This is a genomic window from uncultured Polaribacter sp., assembly GCF_947495205.1.
GTDB lineage: Bacteria > Bacteroidota > Bacteroidia > Flavobacteriales > Flavobacteriaceae > Polaribacter.
Genome location: NZ_CANLXV010000003.1, coordinates 60,931 through 79,478, shown reverse-complemented (window position 1 = coordinate 79,478; position 18,548 = coordinate 60,931). Strand labels below are relative to the sequence as shown.

Sequence of the window (18,548 nt, the reverse complement as noted above, 5' to 3'; positions counted from 1 at the left end):
TCCTTTCCAAAGGAAAGGACTTTTCTTACTCGATTAAATTTTTAATTTTTAGATGATACAATAACATAATCGTTCTTACGTCTAAAATCTCTTGGGTTTCCTATCCTAAATCCTTTCCAAAGGAAAGGACTTTTTTTTACGCAATTAAATTTTTAATTTTTAGATGATACAATAACATAATGGTTCTTGCATCTATTATTTCTTGATTTTCTATCATTTGTAAAGCATCAAAAAAATCTGTTTCTATAACTTCTATTTCTTCACTTTCTGCTGCTAAACCTCCACCTTCATTTTCTAATTTATCTTCTTCCTTATAAGTTGCAATGTATAAATGTACTTGTTCTCTCATTAAACCTGGAGACAAAAAAACAGTACTTACTTTCTCAACTTCAGAAATAACATAACCTATTTCTTCTCTAGTTTCTCTAATAACACTTTTTTCTGGTGATTCATTTTTATCGATTGCACCACCAACAACCTCTATAGAAAAACCATTTTTTACACCTGCAACATACATGGGTATTCTTAACTGGTTAGACAAAACTACTTTTTTTGTTATTGGATTGTACAACAAAACTGCTACTCCGTCTGATTTTCCATAAACTTCATGCGTTAAACGTTCTGTTTTTCCGTTTTTAAAGGTAAAATCAAAACTGACTTGTTCTAATTTTGCCCAAATATTAGAAATAGTTTTAGAAACTACGTTATTTATTTTTTTACTGCTCACTATTAAAATTTTCTCTCGCTTTTAAATCGATATTCATTTGGTTTACTCTAGCATCTACTTTTCGCTTAAAATCTGTATCTGCAATAGTTGCCACATTATCTAAATAACGTACAACTTCTTGTCTTCTAATTTCAGAAAAATCTAAACCTTTCATATTGGCTTTCATTAATTCTTGCAACATGTTAAATTTAGTTTCATAATTTTTTTTGAAGTAAATTTCTGGGTTTTCAAACCAATTGGGTTCTAAATCAAAATCTGTTAATCGTAAAGAAATGGCAGATTGTATGTTTCTAACATCTCTAGATGAAAAGAAAGGAAATATCTGCTGAATTTCTTTGTACAAACTGGCAAAAAATAAATGCGAATTTGTTTTGTGCTGTTTTTCTGCTTTGTCATAAGCTTCTAAAACTCTTTCTTCTGATGGTTTTGCTACAGAACCTAAAACATCGCCCATACTTTTTGCCAATCCTTGATCTTTTAAAAACTTATAATTTTCTGGATTTTGCATATTCACAAAATCTGGCATGGTTTTCTCAAATTTCTTCCACCAAATATAATCTTGATCTATAAAATCGTTTTCTGTTCTTGCTCCATCAATCTTAAAACGTCCTTGCACTCTAGAAATAACAGCTTTGTCTAACATTTCTGGCAAATTGGTAAAAAGCCCTATGGATGAATTTCCATAATTAACAGCATAAGCACCTTCTGTATAACGCAAAAAGACACCAATAACTTCTTTAACTCCTGCAGAAACGCCTTGTGCTGTTCTTTCTTGTAAATTATTTTCTGCATCATCTATAGGTGCAAAAATTAATTTGGTTGGATCTTGCATTGGCTTCATCCATTCTACCATTTTTTCTGCAGAACCACCTTGAAAAGTGCTTATTAATGTATCTGGCATTGGATGAAACAAAAACGGAATATCTAAATTATCTGCATGCTCTTTTAAACGCGTTGCAATGGCTGCAATAAGCATAGATTTTCCTGTTCCTGGAATTCCATAACCCATAAAAACGGGCATAAAACCGCCTAATTCTTGAAACGGATTTTTCTTTGCATCAAAATCGTAACTTAACATACGTTCTGTTAATCTGCGTGCAAAATGTTTGGCATCTTTATTTCCTACAATTTGCTCAAACTGAATTTTATTAAACTCAATACTTTTCGCCGTTCCAGAAAAAACATTTTCCCAACCAGAAACTGCAAAATCGGTTTTTTCTAACTTGTAAGTTCTATCTGTAATGGTTTCTGTATATTCTAGAGTGCTTTTTCTAAGCTGAATTTCGTCTATAAAAGCTTCAAAATAAACCACTGTAAAATCAATAACATCTTTGTCTGTTTTTACAATATCTGGATGTCCTAAATATTTATCATAGTAAAACAAGGCACAGGCAATTCCTTTTAAAGGTGATGTAAAAGATACTTCTGGAATGCCTGCAAATTTCTGTTTCATTACAGATAAATCGTCTGAAGCATGTGGTTTTAAATCGAATAAAATCTTATAGGAAGTCGCAAATAATTGAAACGCAGTTGCTGTTTGTAATTTACTTTCGTAAGCTCTTTTTTCTGAATTATCTAAAGCCGATTTACGTTCATTTAAAGAAGATAAACCAGACGCATCATAATAAGAATCTTTTATCCATATACCTAAAGTAATACCTTCTTGTACAGCATATAAAGTCTGATTTAAAAAGACAGGAATAGCAATAGAATCTGGTAATAATCGTTTTTTTAATCCTAAAATAGTTTTGGAAACCGATGTAATTTCTACATTACTGCCATTATTTGCTCTAGACAAATACAGTAAAATAGAACTGTCCTTTGCATCATTATCTCTATTTTTTGCTCTATTACTTTGTTCCCATTGAATAGATTTTAAATAACCAGAAGCTTCATCGCGAAGCATGTCTAATTCGTTTTGTTTTATAGGGAAAGTTGAGTTATGTTGCATATTTGGTTTGCAGTTTTTAGTTTATAGTTGATGGTTTTAATCCTTTAATAAATTCAACTATTTATTTCTTTTTCTAATTTTTAAATTTTCTAAAACTAATAGATTTTAAAATCTTGAACTCTTTTAGCCTAAACTAAATTTTATCAATTTTTAAACTCGCCAATTCAATTGGTTCTTTAGCCAATTTATGTAAAACCTCTGGTGCTCTATTGTGTAATAATTGTATAATTCTGTGTGGTGCTAAAACATATTTTTGATGGATAACTTCGCTCCATTTTTGTAAGGTTTGTTTGGAGAAAAAACCACCTTCTGTAAACGTGTTTCCAGAAAAAACCTCATCAATTTTAAGAGATAAAGCATAACTTTCTAAAGGAATTTCTTTTCTTGCAATTCCACCTAAAATAGCATGTGTAATTTCGTTTTCGTCTTTTGCAAATACATTGTGAAATGGTCCTAAATCTATTCTTTTAATATGTTTTGGTTGAATTTTAGGTAATTTCCTATCAATATTATACGCCATGGTATCTAAAGGCATTTCTCTGTCTGCACTCTCTTTTAATGCTTGATAAATGTTTTCTTTCTCATCATTTATACGAGTTCCATCATAAGTAAAATACATAAAACAAATGTAAGGTCTGTTTGTAGAAACATCATAAAAGCTCCAACTGGTCATTAAATTACCATTTTTATGCTTTGGTGTTTCTATGATTTTCCCTTGCACAAATCTGTTAAAAATATATCTCTGATTTACAGATTGATAATAAATAATTGACGAAGCTTGAAAAAGCCTACTTCTTTTAACTTTTTGCTTTTTTCTTAACAGTGTGTCTAAAAATTCTTCCTTTAACGTTTCTGTATCTGTAAGCTTGTCTAAATATTGGTTTCTTAATTCTAAATCGTTAAACAAATACCTGAATTCTAAATAATTTGGGAAACCAGAATCTGTTAAATCTACTTTCATATTATCCTCTTCGTCATACATATATTTAATACGCATTGCTTCTATAGAATATAATAACAAATCTGAATATTGCTTAAAAAGAAGTAACTCTTGTTGTGTGCACAATTGCTCTTGTTGTACACTTACAATGAGTTCTTTTAATACAAAATCTACCATTTTATGGTAAAAAACGTATTGCTCTTTGGAGTCTAAAAGTGCAGAATCTAGAGGTGTTGTAATCATTATTAAAATTTAAGAATATCGTTTAGCGTTTTTTTTATGACTGATACTTTTTCCATAGGAATTTTACCAATCTTTTTATCTAGCCTAGTTTTAGAAACAGAACGCACATGAAAAGTGAGTACTTCTGATGTTTTTTCTAATCCGTTATTTTTATTTGGCTCTAAAATAAGATTGCCTTTATAGTTTTTGATACTTGTTGTTAAAGGACAAACAATAACCACTTGCAAATATGTATTTAACATATTACCACTTATAATTACTGCAGGTCTTCTACCACTTTGTTCGCTTCCCTTTGTTGGATTTAGATACAATTCCCAAATTTCACCTTGTTTCATTTTAGTTTAGATTGTTTACTTGATTAAAATAATCTTGTAAACCTTCTTCTGCAACTGCAAGAATGTCTTTATCTTCTGAAGCCATTTTATAAGATTGTATATAACTAGCTTTTTCTAACTGCTCTAAATACAATTCTAAAGCCTGCTGCATTAACTTATTTTTAGGAAGTTTTAATTCTTTTGCCAAATTAGATAATCTATCTAATAAATTATCTGGTAATGAAGACGTAAATGTTGCCATTTTATATTTATTTTTTACAAATATAATTTATATTTATTAAATGTATTTAAAAACAATAAAATAGTTTACTGATAATTAACCAGTTGGCAGTATTCAGTCCACAGTTGGCAGTCAGTTTGTGACTGAATACTGCCTACTGTAAACTGCTTACTTATTTAAGAAAGCAAATCATCATTAGAAGATTCTTTTTTTGGTGCTTCTGTAGGTTCATCATCATTACCTTTTGGCGCATTTGCATCTGCTTTGTAATAATCTTCAAAAATCTCTTTCATATCTATACCATATCTGTCTGCAAAGTTCTTTTGAATGTCTACATCTTTCTCACGGATTTCTTGTAAAGCCTCTGCATATGTGCTGTAAACGCCTGTCATAACTTTTTCGTGCACAGGAATATTGTCCATCATATCTTGTCTTGCTCTTGCACTTGCAGAATGCATAGAAGCCAAAGTTTCTCCAATATGCTCATCTGTTTTTACACCTAAATGTTCTAAAATAGCTGCAAATTCTTGATCTGTTCTTGCTTTTAATGCAACAATATAACCATCGTAATACTTTAATCTTTCTTCTGTATCACTCTTTAATTTTGCTCTATGTGTCTGTAAATTAGAACGTAAAGAAGTTAGTACTTTAATGGTTAAATTATGTTTGTGCACAAAACTATCTTTGGAAGCTGCCAACGTTGTGTAAGCGTTTTTTAAACCCTCTAATTCTTCTACTTTTTGCTCTATACTGGTTACCTTACCAATAGCTTCTGAATAAGCTGTAGATTGTTTGTCTGCAATTTCGTCTAACTCTTGTCTAGATTGCTTTAAAAGTGCATATTGCTCTTCCAATTTATCTTCTACTTCTTTCTTTTTTTCTAAGGCTTTTGTATGGTTTTTAGAAGCTTCTACAATTGCCGTTTTTAGTTTTTCTTCTACTTCTTTTATTTCTACTTCTCTATTTTTTAAACGATTTACTGCTGCTTGAGATTTAAAAGAAAGCTCACCCAATAATGTTTGCACATCTGCACTTTCTATACGCTGCTGAAACAAAGCTTTTGCTTTATTATCTGCTCCTGCTCTTAACTTTTCTGCGACTGCAAACTCAACCTCTTCTTTTGCTATTTTAGATTTACGTCCCCAAAGATTATTCCACCAAGTATCTGGTTTATTTTGGGCGTCTTCTAATTCAATTCTAGCTCTTTCTAAGCCTTTTTGCGCATCATCTATTACTTTTTGTTCTGCTTCATTTAAAGCCGAAAAACCCTCGAATTTAATACCAACTTCATCTTGATAATCTGTTAAATCTTTTATAGCATCTAATAAAGAAGACCTGTCTTTTTCTGCCATATCTACCACATCATCTAAAGTGGCGTTTAATATTTTTTGACGTTTTTCTGGATCTTCTTCTTGAGACAATTTAGATTTCATGGTGTCAATTGCTTTACCCCAATTTACGTCTACTTTTTCTGTTTTTTGTGTTGAGTTTGTTTCTAACAAATCAAATTCATCAGCCATATTAATTTAGTTTTTAAGTTGAATAATTTTTAAAGTCTAGCAATTTCGTTATTTTTTTTGAAAAAAAACAGTATTTACTTTAAATATATGTTGCAATTATTCGTTATTTGTTACAAATAATTAAAGATTTTTACAAAGAATTATCTAATCATATAAATTTCTTGTTATTTTTAATTAATTATTCCATAATATTAAATCGCATAATGTCTATATCTAAAACTACTTTTTTATTATCTATAGTTGCTTTTTTTTCAATTGTAAAAATAAATGCACAACTAAGTCAAAAGCATTTTATACCACCATTAACCTATGCAGATGAAGGTAGCTCTAGACCTAATGACCAATATATTTATATTTCTACACCAAGTTCACAAAATGTAAGTTACACAATTACACAAGTAGGCTCTAATGATGATATTACTGGAGTTGTCTCTAAAGACACACCTCAAGAAATTACTATTGGTAATGGTCCTAGTCAACTATTTGTAGCGCCTAACCAAACCAGCAATGTTCACAACGATAAAGGTTACATTGTAGAAGCCACAGGAGGACAAATTTACGTATCTATAAGAGTTAGAGCTGGTGGTAATAATTCGCAAGCAGGGGCTTTAGTTAGTAAAGGTTCTGCTGCTTTAGGTACTGTTTTTAGAGCAGGTATGTTTACTAACGAAAACCCACAATCTAACTATCTAAATTTTATTTCTGTAATGGCTACAGAAGACAATACTTTAGTTAACTTTTCTGATTTACCAACAGGAATTGCAATAGAAAACTTTAATGGTGGTGCAAATATACCAGACATTACTTTAAATGAAGGTGAAAGTTATATTGTTGCAACAAACGCAAATACAAATACTACAAATAGAGATGGTTTAATAGGAACTCTAATACAATCAAATAAGAATATAGTGGTAAATTCTGGTTCTGCAAATGGTAGTTTTGGCACTGGAGGTGCTAGAGATTATGGTTTAGACCAAATTGTAGATTTTAGTAAAGTTGGTACAGAATATATTTTTGTGAGAGGTAGTGGTACAGACCAATGGGAAAATGTTTTAATTGTTGCACATGAAGACGACACAGAAATTCGTGTGGAAAACAATGCTATTGATATTATAAATAGTGGAGAATTTAGAGTTATTGAAGGAGATCTATATTCTAACAATGATAATATGTATGTAGAAACATCTAAACCCGTATTTGCTTACCAAGGTATTGGTGGTTTAGGTAATAATGGGCAACCTAGTGAAGCAAATCAAGGAATGTTTTTTGTACCGCCTTTAAGCTGTGAAAGCAGAGGGAATGTAGACAATATTGCACAAATAGATAGAATTGGTGGTGGAACTTTTACGGGTGGTGTAACCATAGTAGCCAATAGTGATGCTACCATTTTAATTAATGGAAACCCTATAAATACTTTTAATCCAATTGGTCCAAACACAGTTACTGGAAACGCAGATTATGTAACTTACAAAGTAACAGGACTTACAGGTAATATTAGTGTAGAAAGTAGTGAAGAATTGTATTGTGCCTATTTTAATCAAAATGGTGCTGCTACTTCTGGAAGTTTTTATTCTGGGTTTTTAACAGCTCCAGAAATTAACTTTAATACTAGCGTTATGGCTTTGGGTAACTGCATACCAAATGTAACTTTAGAGGCTTCTAACACTACATTATTTGACAGTTTTAAATGGGAATATTTTAATGAAATCACAGGAATATGGGAAACGCGAAGTACAGCAAATGCATACACACCCATAGAAACAGAACCAGGTAGATATAGACTTGTAGGTAATATTATTTGTAACCCAGGTGAAGATTTTATTTCTACAGAAATCCCAGTAAGTATTTGTCCAGATGATTATGATGGAGATTTAATTATAGACAATTTAGACGTAGATTTAGACAACGATGGTATTTTAAATTGTGATGAATCTATTGGAGACGCAAATGTAAACCTTACAAATATTAATGCACCTGTAATTATATTTACAGATAATACTACCAACAACACAACTACAAGCATTTTTACTGCTTCAGAAAGCACTAACAATTTTACAGGAGACAACTTGGGTAATTTTCAATCTGTAATTACACCCGTTACAGATTCTAATTTAAGTTATCAATTAAATTTTGCACAAAATGTAAATATTAAATTTTCACAAAATACGGCTAACAATCATACCATTTCAGAAGGTGAATATTTTATTGTAAAAATTGGCCCAAACAATAAAAATATTACACTTTTAGATCCAGATGATCAATTGTTAGTAGACACTAATTTTGATAATGAATTTGAGAATAACATAACACAAATCTCTGCTTCAGAAATAAGATTTCAATATAAAGAAAATCTAAATGGTGCAGATGCTACTTTTCAATTTGTTGCCAATCAAGTAGATGAATTTAATTTTGAGCATCAATCTGTAAACTTAACCGCAAGTTCAACATTTAATGGTAATGTAAAACTTACATGTTTTTCTTTAGATTCTGACGGAGATGGTATAGAAAACATGTTAGATTTAGACTCAGATAATGACGGAATTCCAGATATTATAGAAGCTTCTGGGCTAGAAATAATACTTGTAGGAACAGACACCAATTTAGATGGTTTAGATGATGTTTTTACAACTACAAATAATTTAGATTCAGACGTAGATGGTATCCCTAATTATATAGATATTGATGCTGATAATGATGGAATTTTTGACACCACAGAAGCTGGCCATAATTTAGATTTAAATTTTGATGGTTTTATAGATAATGCAAATTCTTTAGTTGGCGCAAATGGTTTGGTAGATAATTTAGAAACCAATCCAGATGCAAAGGTTTTATCTTTAAATTATGTTGTTAGAAATACAGATGGCGATTTAGAACCAGATTTTACAGAATTAGATGCAGATAATGACAATTGTTTTGATACAAATGAAGCCGGCTTTACTGATGCAAATGATGATGGAATTTTAGATTCAACTGTGTTTACTGTTGATGCAAATGGAAAAGTTTTAAATAACTCAGATGGTTACACTAACCCAAATTCAAACTACACAACCTCTGCTCCTATTAATATTACCACACCTTTTACAGATGTTATTTTCTGCGAAGATGGCACAGACTCCATAGAAATTGAGACTACAGCAGATGGTTTTCAATGGGAGGTTTCTTTAGATAATGGAGCAACATTTAATACCATTACAAATAATGCTACCTATAATGGAGCAACTACGAACAGTTTGCAAATTACAAATACACCAATCGCTTTCAATAACCAACAATACCGTGTTGTATTAAATAGAACTGGCAACAGTTGTCCGTTTACTTCAAATGCAATTACACTGTTTATAAATCAAAAACCTGTTGTAGCTAGTGAGGTAGATTTGTTACAATGTGATAATGATTTAGATCAAATTTCTACAATAAATTTAACACAAGCAGAAAATTTTATTTCTACGGATGCTGCAAATCAAGATTTTGAATATTTTGAAACAGAAACACAAGCTATTGCTGGTAATGATGTAATTTCAGATCCATTAAGATATCCTGTAGACACTGCAGGAGAAGCATGGGTTAGAACAATTTCTAACGCTGGCTGCTTTGCTATTTCTAAAATTATTTTACAAGTAGATGCTTCTGATGATGTTGAATATAATAGAGAATTTGCTGGAGTATGTGATGATTTTTTACAAGCTGATGGAACAGATGGTCCATTAAATAATGACACGGATGGAATTACAAATTTTGATTTTAGTGAATCAAGAAACGAAATTCTTAATTTTTTCCCTGCAACTTTGCGCCCAAGCTTAACCGTAAGCTATTTTGAAACTCAAGAAGACAGAACAACTGTTATTAATGCAATTACAGATATTTCTAATTATAGAAATACAAATTTCCCTTCTAATAATGTAAGGCAAACTATATTTTTTAAAATTACCAATATAAACAACAATGCCTGTTCTGGAACTGGAGAACTTTTTTTAAGAACAATACCTGTACCCATGGCAACAACAGTATCTAATTTAGAATTATGTGATGATAACGAAGATGGAATGAACACCAATGGAATTGTGCAAAACTTTAATTTAGAAAACCAAACTACGGCTATTTTAGGGACACAAGATGCTGCAGATTTTACAGTAACCTATCATTTAACAGCTACAGATGCAAACACAGGCAAAGCTTCTATTGCTTCTCCTTTTGAAAATACAGTTGCCAATTCTCAAGAAATATTTGTAAGAGTTACTAATAATGTTACAGGCTGTTATACAAGTCAAACTTCTTTTAATGTAATTGTAAATCCTGTTCCTGTGGCTAATTTTGTTTCAGATTTAGAAGTTTGTGATGACAATTCTGATGGTTCTGCAAGAAATGGATTCTCGAAATCTATAGATTTAGAATCTCAAACAACTACTATTTTAGGAAATCAAGATCTTTCAAATCACACTGTAACTTATCATAGAAGTTTAGCAGATGCACAAAGTGGTAATTTGCCTTTAATGTCTCCTTATACTAATCTAGCACCAAACAGAGAAACCATATTTGTGCGTATTGTAAATAATACAACAGGCTGTGCCAATGGTATTTCTAATTTTGATGTTTTAGTAAATCCAGAACCTACTTTTAATCCTGTTTCTAATCTTTCTTTTTGTGATGATGCTATTGATGGCGATGATGCAAACGGAATTATTCAAAACATAGATTTAGACAGTCAAATTCCTGCGCTTTTAGGAAACGCTCAAGATCCAGACGATTTTATTGTTACCTTTCATAATTCACCTGCAAATGCATCTTCTGGTGCTGATGCTATTTTATCTCCTTATACAAACACCTTATCCACAGAAACCATTTTTGTAAGAATCCAAAATAAAGCAACTTTTTGTGTAAATGATGATGCTACTTTTGATGTTATTGTAAATCCATTGCCAGATTTTAGTGTAACATCGCCACAAATTGTGTGTTTAAATAATACTCCTTTAACGATTTCCGCAGAAAATCCTGGAGAAATTTATACTTATGAATGGACAGATATGGCTGGAAACGTTGTAGGAGATTCTCAAACTTTAGATGTTGTTGTTGGTGGAAATTACACAGTTACTGCAACAACCACAAACGGCACCAATTGTTCTAGAACAGAAATTATTTCTGTAAACGAATCAAACCCTGCTATTTTATTACCAGAATTTGTAACCGTTGTAGATGAAGGAAATAATATTGGTTCAGAAAATAATTTATCGGTAAATATAGATGTCATCAACAATAATTTAGGCATAGGAGATTATCAATTTGCTTTAAGAAACGATGATGATAATACCACAACACTTTTTCAAGACGAACCTATTTTTGAAAACTTAGCAGGTGGAATTTATACCATTATTGTAAATGATAAAAACGGTTGTTCGCCAGATACTACTTTACAAATATCTGTTTTACAGTTTCCTAAATTTTTTACGCCTAATGGCGATGGTGTAAATGATACTTGGGTAGTAAAAGGTGCAAACAAAGCTTTTTATCCAAATAGTAGTATAAATATCTTTAATAGATTTGGTAAGTTGGTAGCACAAATTCCGCTAGAATCTGGTGGCTGGAATGGTACTTTTAATGGCAAATTGCTATCTTCTGATGATTATTGGTATAACATCACCTTAATTCCTGCAGATACTAGCAAACCTACAATTCATAAAAAAGGTAATTTTTCTTTATTAAGAAGATAAATTATTAACAGATAAAAACCTCAATCAGAAAATAAAAATACAATTACAATCCGTATTTTTACAGTATGAATTTTAAACTTGTATCTGAATTTTCTCCAACTGGAGATCAACCCCAAGCTATTAAAGAACTCTCTGAAGCAATAAATAGTGGAGAAAAATACCAAACCTTATTAGGAGTTACTGGTTCTGGTAAAACTTTTACTGTTGCTAACGTGGTTAAAAATGTAAAAAAGCCAACCTTGGTTTTGGCACATAATAAAACCTTAGCAGCACAATTATATTCAGAATTTAAAAAGTTTTTTCCAGAAAATGCGGTTGAGTATTTTGTTTCTTATTATGATTACTACCAACCAGAAGCCTATATACCAGTTACAGGAACGTATATAGAAAAAGATTTATCTATTAATGAAGATATTGAACGTTTGCGATTAAGCACAACCTCTTCCCTACTTTCTGGCAGAAGAGATGTTTTGGTGGTTGCCTCTGTTTCTTGTTTGTATGGTATTGGAAATCCTACAGAATTTAAGAAAAACGTAATTCCTATTGAAGTTGGGCAACTAATTTCTAGAACGAAGTTTTTGCATCAATTGGTGCAAAGTTTATATTCTAGAACAGAACATGAAATTAAAAGCGGTACATTTAAAGTAAAAGGAGATGTAGTTACCATTTACCCATCTTATGGAGATAATGGCTATAGAGTTCACTTTTTTGGTGATGAAATTGAAGAAATAGAATTGTTCGATTTAGAGAGCAATGCCATTATAAACACTTTTGAAGAATTACACATTTATCCCGCAAACTTGTTTGTAACTTCTCCTGATGTTTTACAAAATGCAATTCATCAGATTCAAGAAGATATGATGAAACAGGTAGATTTTTTCAATGAAATTGGCAAACATTTAGAAGCAAAACGAATAAAAGAACGTACAGAATTCGATTTAGAAATGATACGTGAATTGGGTTATTGTTCTGGTATTGAAAATTATTCGAGATATTTAGATGGCAGAGAACCTGGTACAAGGCCTTTCTGTTTGTTAGATTATTTTCCAAATGATTACTTAATGGTGATTGATGAAAGCCATGTAACAGTGCCACAAACACATGCTATGTATGGTGGAGATAGAAGTAGAAAAGAAAATTTAGTAGAATACGGTTTTCGTTTACCTGCAGCAATGGACAATAGACCTTTAAAGTTCGATGAATTTGAAGTTATCCAAAATCAAACCATTTTTGTTTCTGCAACTCCCGCAGATTATGAATTACAAAAAACAGAAGGTGTTTTTGTAGAACAGGTAATTAGGCCCACAGGTTTGTTAGATCCACCAATTGAAGTAAGACCTAGTTTGAATCAAATAGATGATTTAATTGAAGAAATTCAATTGCGTGTAGAAAAAGATGAAAGAACTTTGGCTACAACACTTACCAAAAGAATGGCAGAAGAATTAACCAAATATCTTACAAGAGTAAATATTCGTTGTAGATACATTCATTCTGATGTTGATACTTTAGAACGTGTAGAAATTATGCAAGATTTGCGTAAAGGTTTGTTTGATGTTTTAATTGGTGTAAACTTATTACGAGAAGGTTTAGATTTACCAGAAGTATCTTTAGTTGCTATTTTAGATGCAGATAAAGAAGGTTTTTTAAGAAATGTAAAATCGTTAACACAAACTGTAGGTAGAGCTGCAAGAAATGTAAATGGTTTGGCTATAATGTATGCAGATAAAGTTACAGATAGCATGCAAAAAACCATGGATGAAACAGATCGTAGAAGAGAAAAACAGATAGCCTACAATACAAAACATAATATTACACCAACGCAAATCAACAAAAAAATAGAAGATACTTTAACAAAATCTGCAGTTTCTAGTTATCATTACGACAATGCGAAACAAGTAGCAGCAGAACAAGATTTGCAATATTTACCAAAAGAAGAAATTGAAAAACGCATAAGAGATACACGTAAAAAAATGGAAGCTGCCGCAAAATCTTTAGATTTTATTGAAGCTGCAAAATTAAGAGATGAAATTGCAGTTTTAAAAGAAAGTGTTTAAACATTTAAATTTTATCAAAAAAAAAAAGCTCAAGAACTAAATCTTGAGCTTTTAAATATCTATTTTTATAAAAGACTATCTTCTACTATAATTAGGAGATTCTTTAGTAATTGCAACATCATGTGGGTGACTTTCATTAATTCCGCTTGCGGTAATTCTAACAAATTGCCCAGTTTCTTTTAATGTAGCCACATCTTTTGCACCACAATAGCCCATTCCTGCGCGTAAACCACCAATAAATTGATGTATACTTTCAAAAAGATCTCCTTTATAAGGTACTCTACCTACAATACCTTCTGGTACTAATTTTTTAATATCTGCTTCTACATCTTGGAAATACCTGTCTTTAGAACCTTGTTTCATAGCTTCCACAGATCCCATACCACGATAAGATTTGAATTTTCTTCCTTCGTAAATAATTGTTTCTCCTGGAGATTCTTTTGTTCCAGCTAAAAGAGAACCTAACATTACAGAATCTGCACCAGCTGCAATTGCTTTTGGTATGTCTCCTGTATATCTAATTCCACCATCTGCAATTACAGGAACTCCACTACCTTTTATAGCAGCTGCAACTTCTAAAACCGCTGAAAACTGAGGAAAACCAACTCCTGCAACTACTCTGGTTGTACAAATAGAACCTGGTCCAATACCAACTTTTACAGCATCTGCACCTGCTTCAACTAAATATTTTGCAGCACTTGCAGTGGCAATATTTCCTACAACAACATCTAATTCTGGAAATTTAGCTTTTACTTGTTTTAAAACAGTTACCACACCTTTTGTATGGCCATGAGCTGTATCTATAATTACAGCATCTACGCCTGCATTAACTAGTGCTTCTGCCCTATCTGCAGCATCTGAAGTTACGCCTAACGCAGCTGCAACTCTTAATCTACCAAATGAATCTTTATTTGCAATTGGTTTCTGTGTAACCTTGGTAATATCTCTAAATGTAATTAAGCCTTTTAAAATATTATGATCATCAATAATTAAAAGTTTTTCTATTTTATGTTGCTGAAGAATTAACTCTGCATCTTTTAAAGAAGTTCCTACAGCAGCAGTTACCAAGTTTTCACTTGTCATAACTTCTACTATTGGTCTTTTGCTATCGTGTTCAAAACGTAAATCTCTGTTGGTAACAATTCCTTTTAAAATTCCTTTATCATCAACAATAGGTATTCCTCCAATACCATGCTCTCGCATATTTGCTTTGGCATCTAAAACTGTTGCTGTTAAAGGTAAAGTTACAGGATCTAAAATCATACCGGACTCTGCACGTTTTACTTTTCTAACTTCCTGAGCTTGTTGCTCAATTGTCATATTTTTGTGTAAAACACCAATACCACCTTCTCTTGCAATTGCAATAGCTAAGGCAGATTCTGTTACAGTATCCATTGCTGCAGAAGCAATTGGTACATTAATGGTAATATTTCTTGTAAATTTTGTTTGAATGCTAACTTCTCTTGGAAGTACTTCAGAAAAAGCGGGTACTAATAAAACGTCATCGTATGTTAGTCCTTCTCCTAAAATTTTATTTTCGTGTGCTGTCATGTGCAATTAAAGTCTAATTGCGTGCAAATTTACAATTATTAATTGAGTTAGAAGTAAATAAATAGTTAAGATATTTTATTGTACTTACTAGTCCAACAATAAGCACTAAAGTTTTTACCAGAAGCCACGCCATAAAAGAAAAACATACCAATAATTCCCTTTACAAAAAATAAGAATAAAATTGCCAGTTCGCCAAAGTTAGACATGTCTCCATAAAACAAATTTTTAGTTACAACTGTACCTAAAATACTGGCAAGTAAAACTGCAATAAGTAAATTTTCTACATTTTTAATAGCCCAAAACTTTGCTTTTCTTAAAGGATGTAAATCTGTACCCCATTTGTGTATCAAATAGTAGTATCCATTTCCCATTGGAGCAAATAATAATGGATCATCTGCTTCATTTAAAGTAAATAATTTAGAAGGTGCTATGATTTTAAAACCGTCTAAAACAGTATTGTGTTCTTTCTCTATAGCATTTATTTTAGAGATTACTTCTTGTGGATAATCTCCTTTAAAATATTTTGTATCTAAGAATCGTAAACGATAATCTACACATATTTTTTCTATCTGAGAAATATGAAAAATAGCGTCTGAAGAAACTTTATCAATATTAAAAGAATTTAAATTTCTCTGTATTGGTGATTTAGAAAGTCTTTCTAAAACCGAATTTTGTTGCACATCAATCTCATCAAAGATAGATTGTACCCAAGATAAAGTGTTATTAGAATTGGTTTGTTTGCTTCTAATTTCTATTAGTTTTTGCTGAATATCAATTGGTTGTAACATGTTTTCTAATTTTACCACTAAGATATAATAGAAATGCTTTTTTTCAAAATCATGTAAAGAATTTTAACTATTTGAAATGATTTTAAATAATAATTGTTATAATTTCACTTCTAAACCTACATAATAATTTCTTGGTGCAGAAGGTATAATACCTGGTCCTGGGTAACCTGTTGCTCTTCTTGTAAAGTATTTGGTATTCAAAAAATTATTTGCGCCACCTTCTAATTTTGCAAATTTATATTTGTATGCAATAGAAAAATCTGCAATAGAATAAGCAGGTATTTCTCCTACAATACCACTTATATCTCCAGAACCAGAGTTTTGTGCATCTGTAAACTGGCTAGATAAATAGGTGTATTGCAAGCTTGTGCTAAAATTTTTATAGCCAAATTTAAGTCCTGTTTTTAAATTTATATTGGGTACAAATTCCACTTGTTTCCCTAAAATACCATTGGTAATTGCTTGTGTATATTCAGAATTTATAAAAGAAGTATTTATAAAATAATTCAAGACAAAATCATTATTCATTTGTAAAACTTTCTTTAAATTAAAATCAAAAACAGATTCTAAACCTAAAATTCTTGCATCACCAATATTGGTTCTAAGTTGCCCTAAATTATTTACTGGCGGAATTTCAGTAAACAAAAAACCAATTCTGTTCTTGTAAAAAAGACCAAATAAATTTACATCATAAGATAAAAAATTATTCCAATTTCCTCTAACTCCAATATCTGTAGAAAAACCGTTTTCATCTTCTAAATTTACATCAACAGCATTAGACGGATTGATTATATTTAAATCTGAAAAAGTAATAGATCTATAATTTTGAGAAATATTGCCATAAAATTCTAAAGAAGTATTCTTTTTGTAACTAGTACCAATGCCTAATAAAACAAAAGAACGTTCTTTAACATCATCTACAAAATTTTCTATACTTCCTATTGGGTTTCCTGCAGCATCTTGGTTGGTAATAATTCCTAAACCATTACTTGCTGTCTTTATATACTCTACTCTTGCTCCTGGAGTTACCGATAATTTATCTGAAATATAAAATATATTTTCTCCAAAAAAAGCCAAATTTAAATTGGGATTTCTAAAATCTCCTTGTATTCTATAATCTGGAAAATCATTTATTGCAGAAGAAAAATTAGCATCTGCATCTGCAGAACCTGGTCCTTGAAAATCGCTATTATTTGCTTTATAAAACTTAGAACCAACTAAAAAAGTGGCTTTTTTATTGGCGATAACGTATTTTTTTAAAACTCTAGCTTCAAAACCAAAATTACTAAAATTACCAATTAATAATTCTCTTGCGCCACCTGGATCTGGTAAATCTACTCTTCTATTTCTAAAACCTACCGCTTTTCTAGACGCCTCTAATCCGAAGAAATTAAAAGAAAAATTAGTGTTTTGCGTAAGTTGATATTCCCATTTTAAATTATATAAAAACCAATCTACCTGAAACCAATTTCTTGCTCTGTTACTTTGCAAAGCGTTTTCATTAAAAGTTCTATCTGTTAAACCTCCTGCTTGTTGCGCCAAATAATCTAAATACGTAATTTCTGCAGAAAACGTATTTTTATCATTGGGTTTGTATGCCAAATGTGCAAATGCATTTTTAGACTCAAAATTAGAGTTGGGTCTAAAACCGTTTCCTTTTTTATAGTTGAAGTAAGAATAGTAAGAAAACTTTCCTTTAGTACCACTAACACTAGTAAAATTTGTAAACAAACCAAAACTACCTGCTGTATTTCTAGTAATAACTTCTAAAGGTTTTGTACTTGGTTTTTTAGTGATAAAATTAATGAGCCCACCAAACTGAGTACCATATTGTAAAGATGCTGCGCCTCTAACAATTTGTATTTCATCTAAACCTTCGCTTGCTGGTGTGTAGTAACTTTCTGGATATCCTAAAACGTCTGCACTAATATCATAACCATTTTGACGCGTATTAAAATTAGCAGTTCTATTGGGATCTAAACCTCTACCACCAATATTTAATTGCAAACCAGCATCATCATTCTGAAAAATATTTAAACCTGCAATTTGGTTGTAAATTTGTCTTGCATTATTAGAAGCTAAATTTGCTGCAGATTGATTTACCAAAACAACTTCTGTCTTTTTTCCTGCAAAAATTGCTGTGCCTTCTACATCTTTCAAACGTTTTAACTCAAAAACCTTTTCTTTTCTTGCTTTTAATTGAATTTCGCTTAAATTTTCAGAGAAATAAGATAAAGTAACCTTTAAATTGGCATATGCTTTTAATTGAACATACACATTTTTTAAGCGATAGTTTTCGACATAAAAAATTAAAGGAATTTCTTTTTTTGAAGTTGAAAAGCTAAACTTACCTAAAACACCTGTTTGACCTAATAAACCGCCATTTTCGTCGTAAATTTGAACCTTATTTATTGGTTTATTGGTTTCAGAAACTACAAAACCAGTAATTTTATATTGACTATAAATTGCAGCTTGAAAGCACAAAAAAAAGGCAATAATAATTTTATTTTTCAT

At 31.0% G+C, this 18,548-nt stretch carries 11 protein-coding genes; 2 read left to right on the top strand and 9 right to left on the bottom strand.

Going from position 1 to position 18,548, the window contains the following annotated elements; genetic code table 11:
- Positions 1-136: 136 nt before the first annotated feature.
- The 6 genes from Q0762_RS03630 to Q0762_RS03605 all read right to left on the bottom strand — a co-directional run bounded on the left by Q0762_RS03630 (position 137) and on the right by Q0762_RS03605 (position 5,936).
- On the bottom strand, positions 137-727 hold the full coding sequence (locus Q0762_RS03630) for an NUDIX domain-containing protein (RefSeq protein WP_298763677.1): 591 nt from the start codon (positions 725-727) through the stop codon (positions 137-139).
- Positions 717-2,678, bottom strand: a complete 1,962-nt coding sequence (locus tag Q0762_RS03625; RefSeq protein ID WP_298763675.1) for an AAA family ATPase — start codon at positions 2,676-2,678, stop codon at positions 717-719. The genes Q0762_RS03630 and Q0762_RS03625 overlap by 11 nt, the downstream gene beginning before the upstream one ends.
- A 133-nt stretch (positions 2,679-2,811) precedes the next feature.
- Entirely contained in the window at positions 2,812-3,861 is a 1,050-nt protein-coding gene (locus tag Q0762_RS03620; protein ID WP_298763672.1) for a hypothetical protein, read from the bottom strand.
- Positions 3,862-3,863: 2 nt separating this feature from the next.
- On the bottom strand, positions 3,864-4,196 hold the full coding sequence (locus Q0762_RS03615) for a type II toxin-antitoxin system PemK/MazF family toxin (RefSeq protein WP_298763669.1): 333 nt from the start codon (positions 4,194-4,196) through the stop codon (positions 3,864-3,866).
- A 1-nt stretch (position 4,197) separates the two neighbouring features.
- Complete coding sequence (locus Q0762_RS03610; RefSeq protein ID WP_298763667.1) at positions 4,198-4,437, bottom strand: ribbon-helix-helix domain-containing protein; 240 nt, start codon at positions 4,435-4,437, stop codon at positions 4,198-4,200.
- 155 nt (positions 4,438-4,592) lie between these two features.
- Positions 4,593-5,936 (bottom strand): microtubule-binding protein, encoded by a 1,344-nt coding sequence (locus Q0762_RS03605; RefSeq protein ID WP_298763665.1) that lies wholly within the window; start codon positions 5,934-5,936, stop codon positions 4,593-4,595.
- 203 nt (positions 5,937-6,139) lie between these two features.
- Here Q0762_RS03605 and Q0762_RS03600 point away from each other — a divergent pair, with 203 nt between their 5' ends.
- Positions 6,140-11,641 (top strand): T9SS type B sorting domain-containing protein, encoded by a 5,502-nt coding sequence (locus Q0762_RS03600; protein WP_298763663.1) that lies wholly within the window; start codon positions 6,140-6,142, stop codon positions 11,639-11,641.
- A 65-nt stretch (positions 11,642-11,706) separates the two neighbouring features.
- Positions 11,707-13,695, top strand: a complete 1,989-nt coding sequence (gene uvrB / locus Q0762_RS03595; RefSeq protein WP_298763661.1) for an excinuclease ABC subunit UvrB — start codon at positions 11,707-11,709, stop codon at positions 13,693-13,695.
- Positions 13,696-13,770: 75 nt separating this feature from the next.
- Here uvrB and guaB read toward each other — a convergent pair whose 3' ends face one another.
- The 3 genes from guaB to Q0762_RS03580 form a co-directional block, all read right to left on the bottom strand.
- Complete coding sequence (gene guaB, locus Q0762_RS03590; protein ID WP_298763658.1) at positions 13,771-15,246, bottom strand: IMP dehydrogenase; 1,476 nt, start codon at positions 15,244-15,246, stop codon at positions 13,771-13,773.
- Positions 15,247-15,311: 65 nt separating this feature from the next.
- Positions 15,312-16,034, bottom strand: coding sequence for a hypothetical protein (locus tag Q0762_RS03585; protein ID WP_298763656.1), 723 nt, complete (start codon positions 16,032-16,034; stop codon positions 15,312-15,314).
- Positions 16,035-16,130: 96 nt separating this feature from the next.
- Positions 16,131-18,548, bottom strand: a complete 2,418-nt coding sequence (locus tag Q0762_RS03580) for a TonB-dependent receptor (protein WP_298763654.1) — start codon at positions 18,546-18,548, stop codon at positions 16,131-16,133.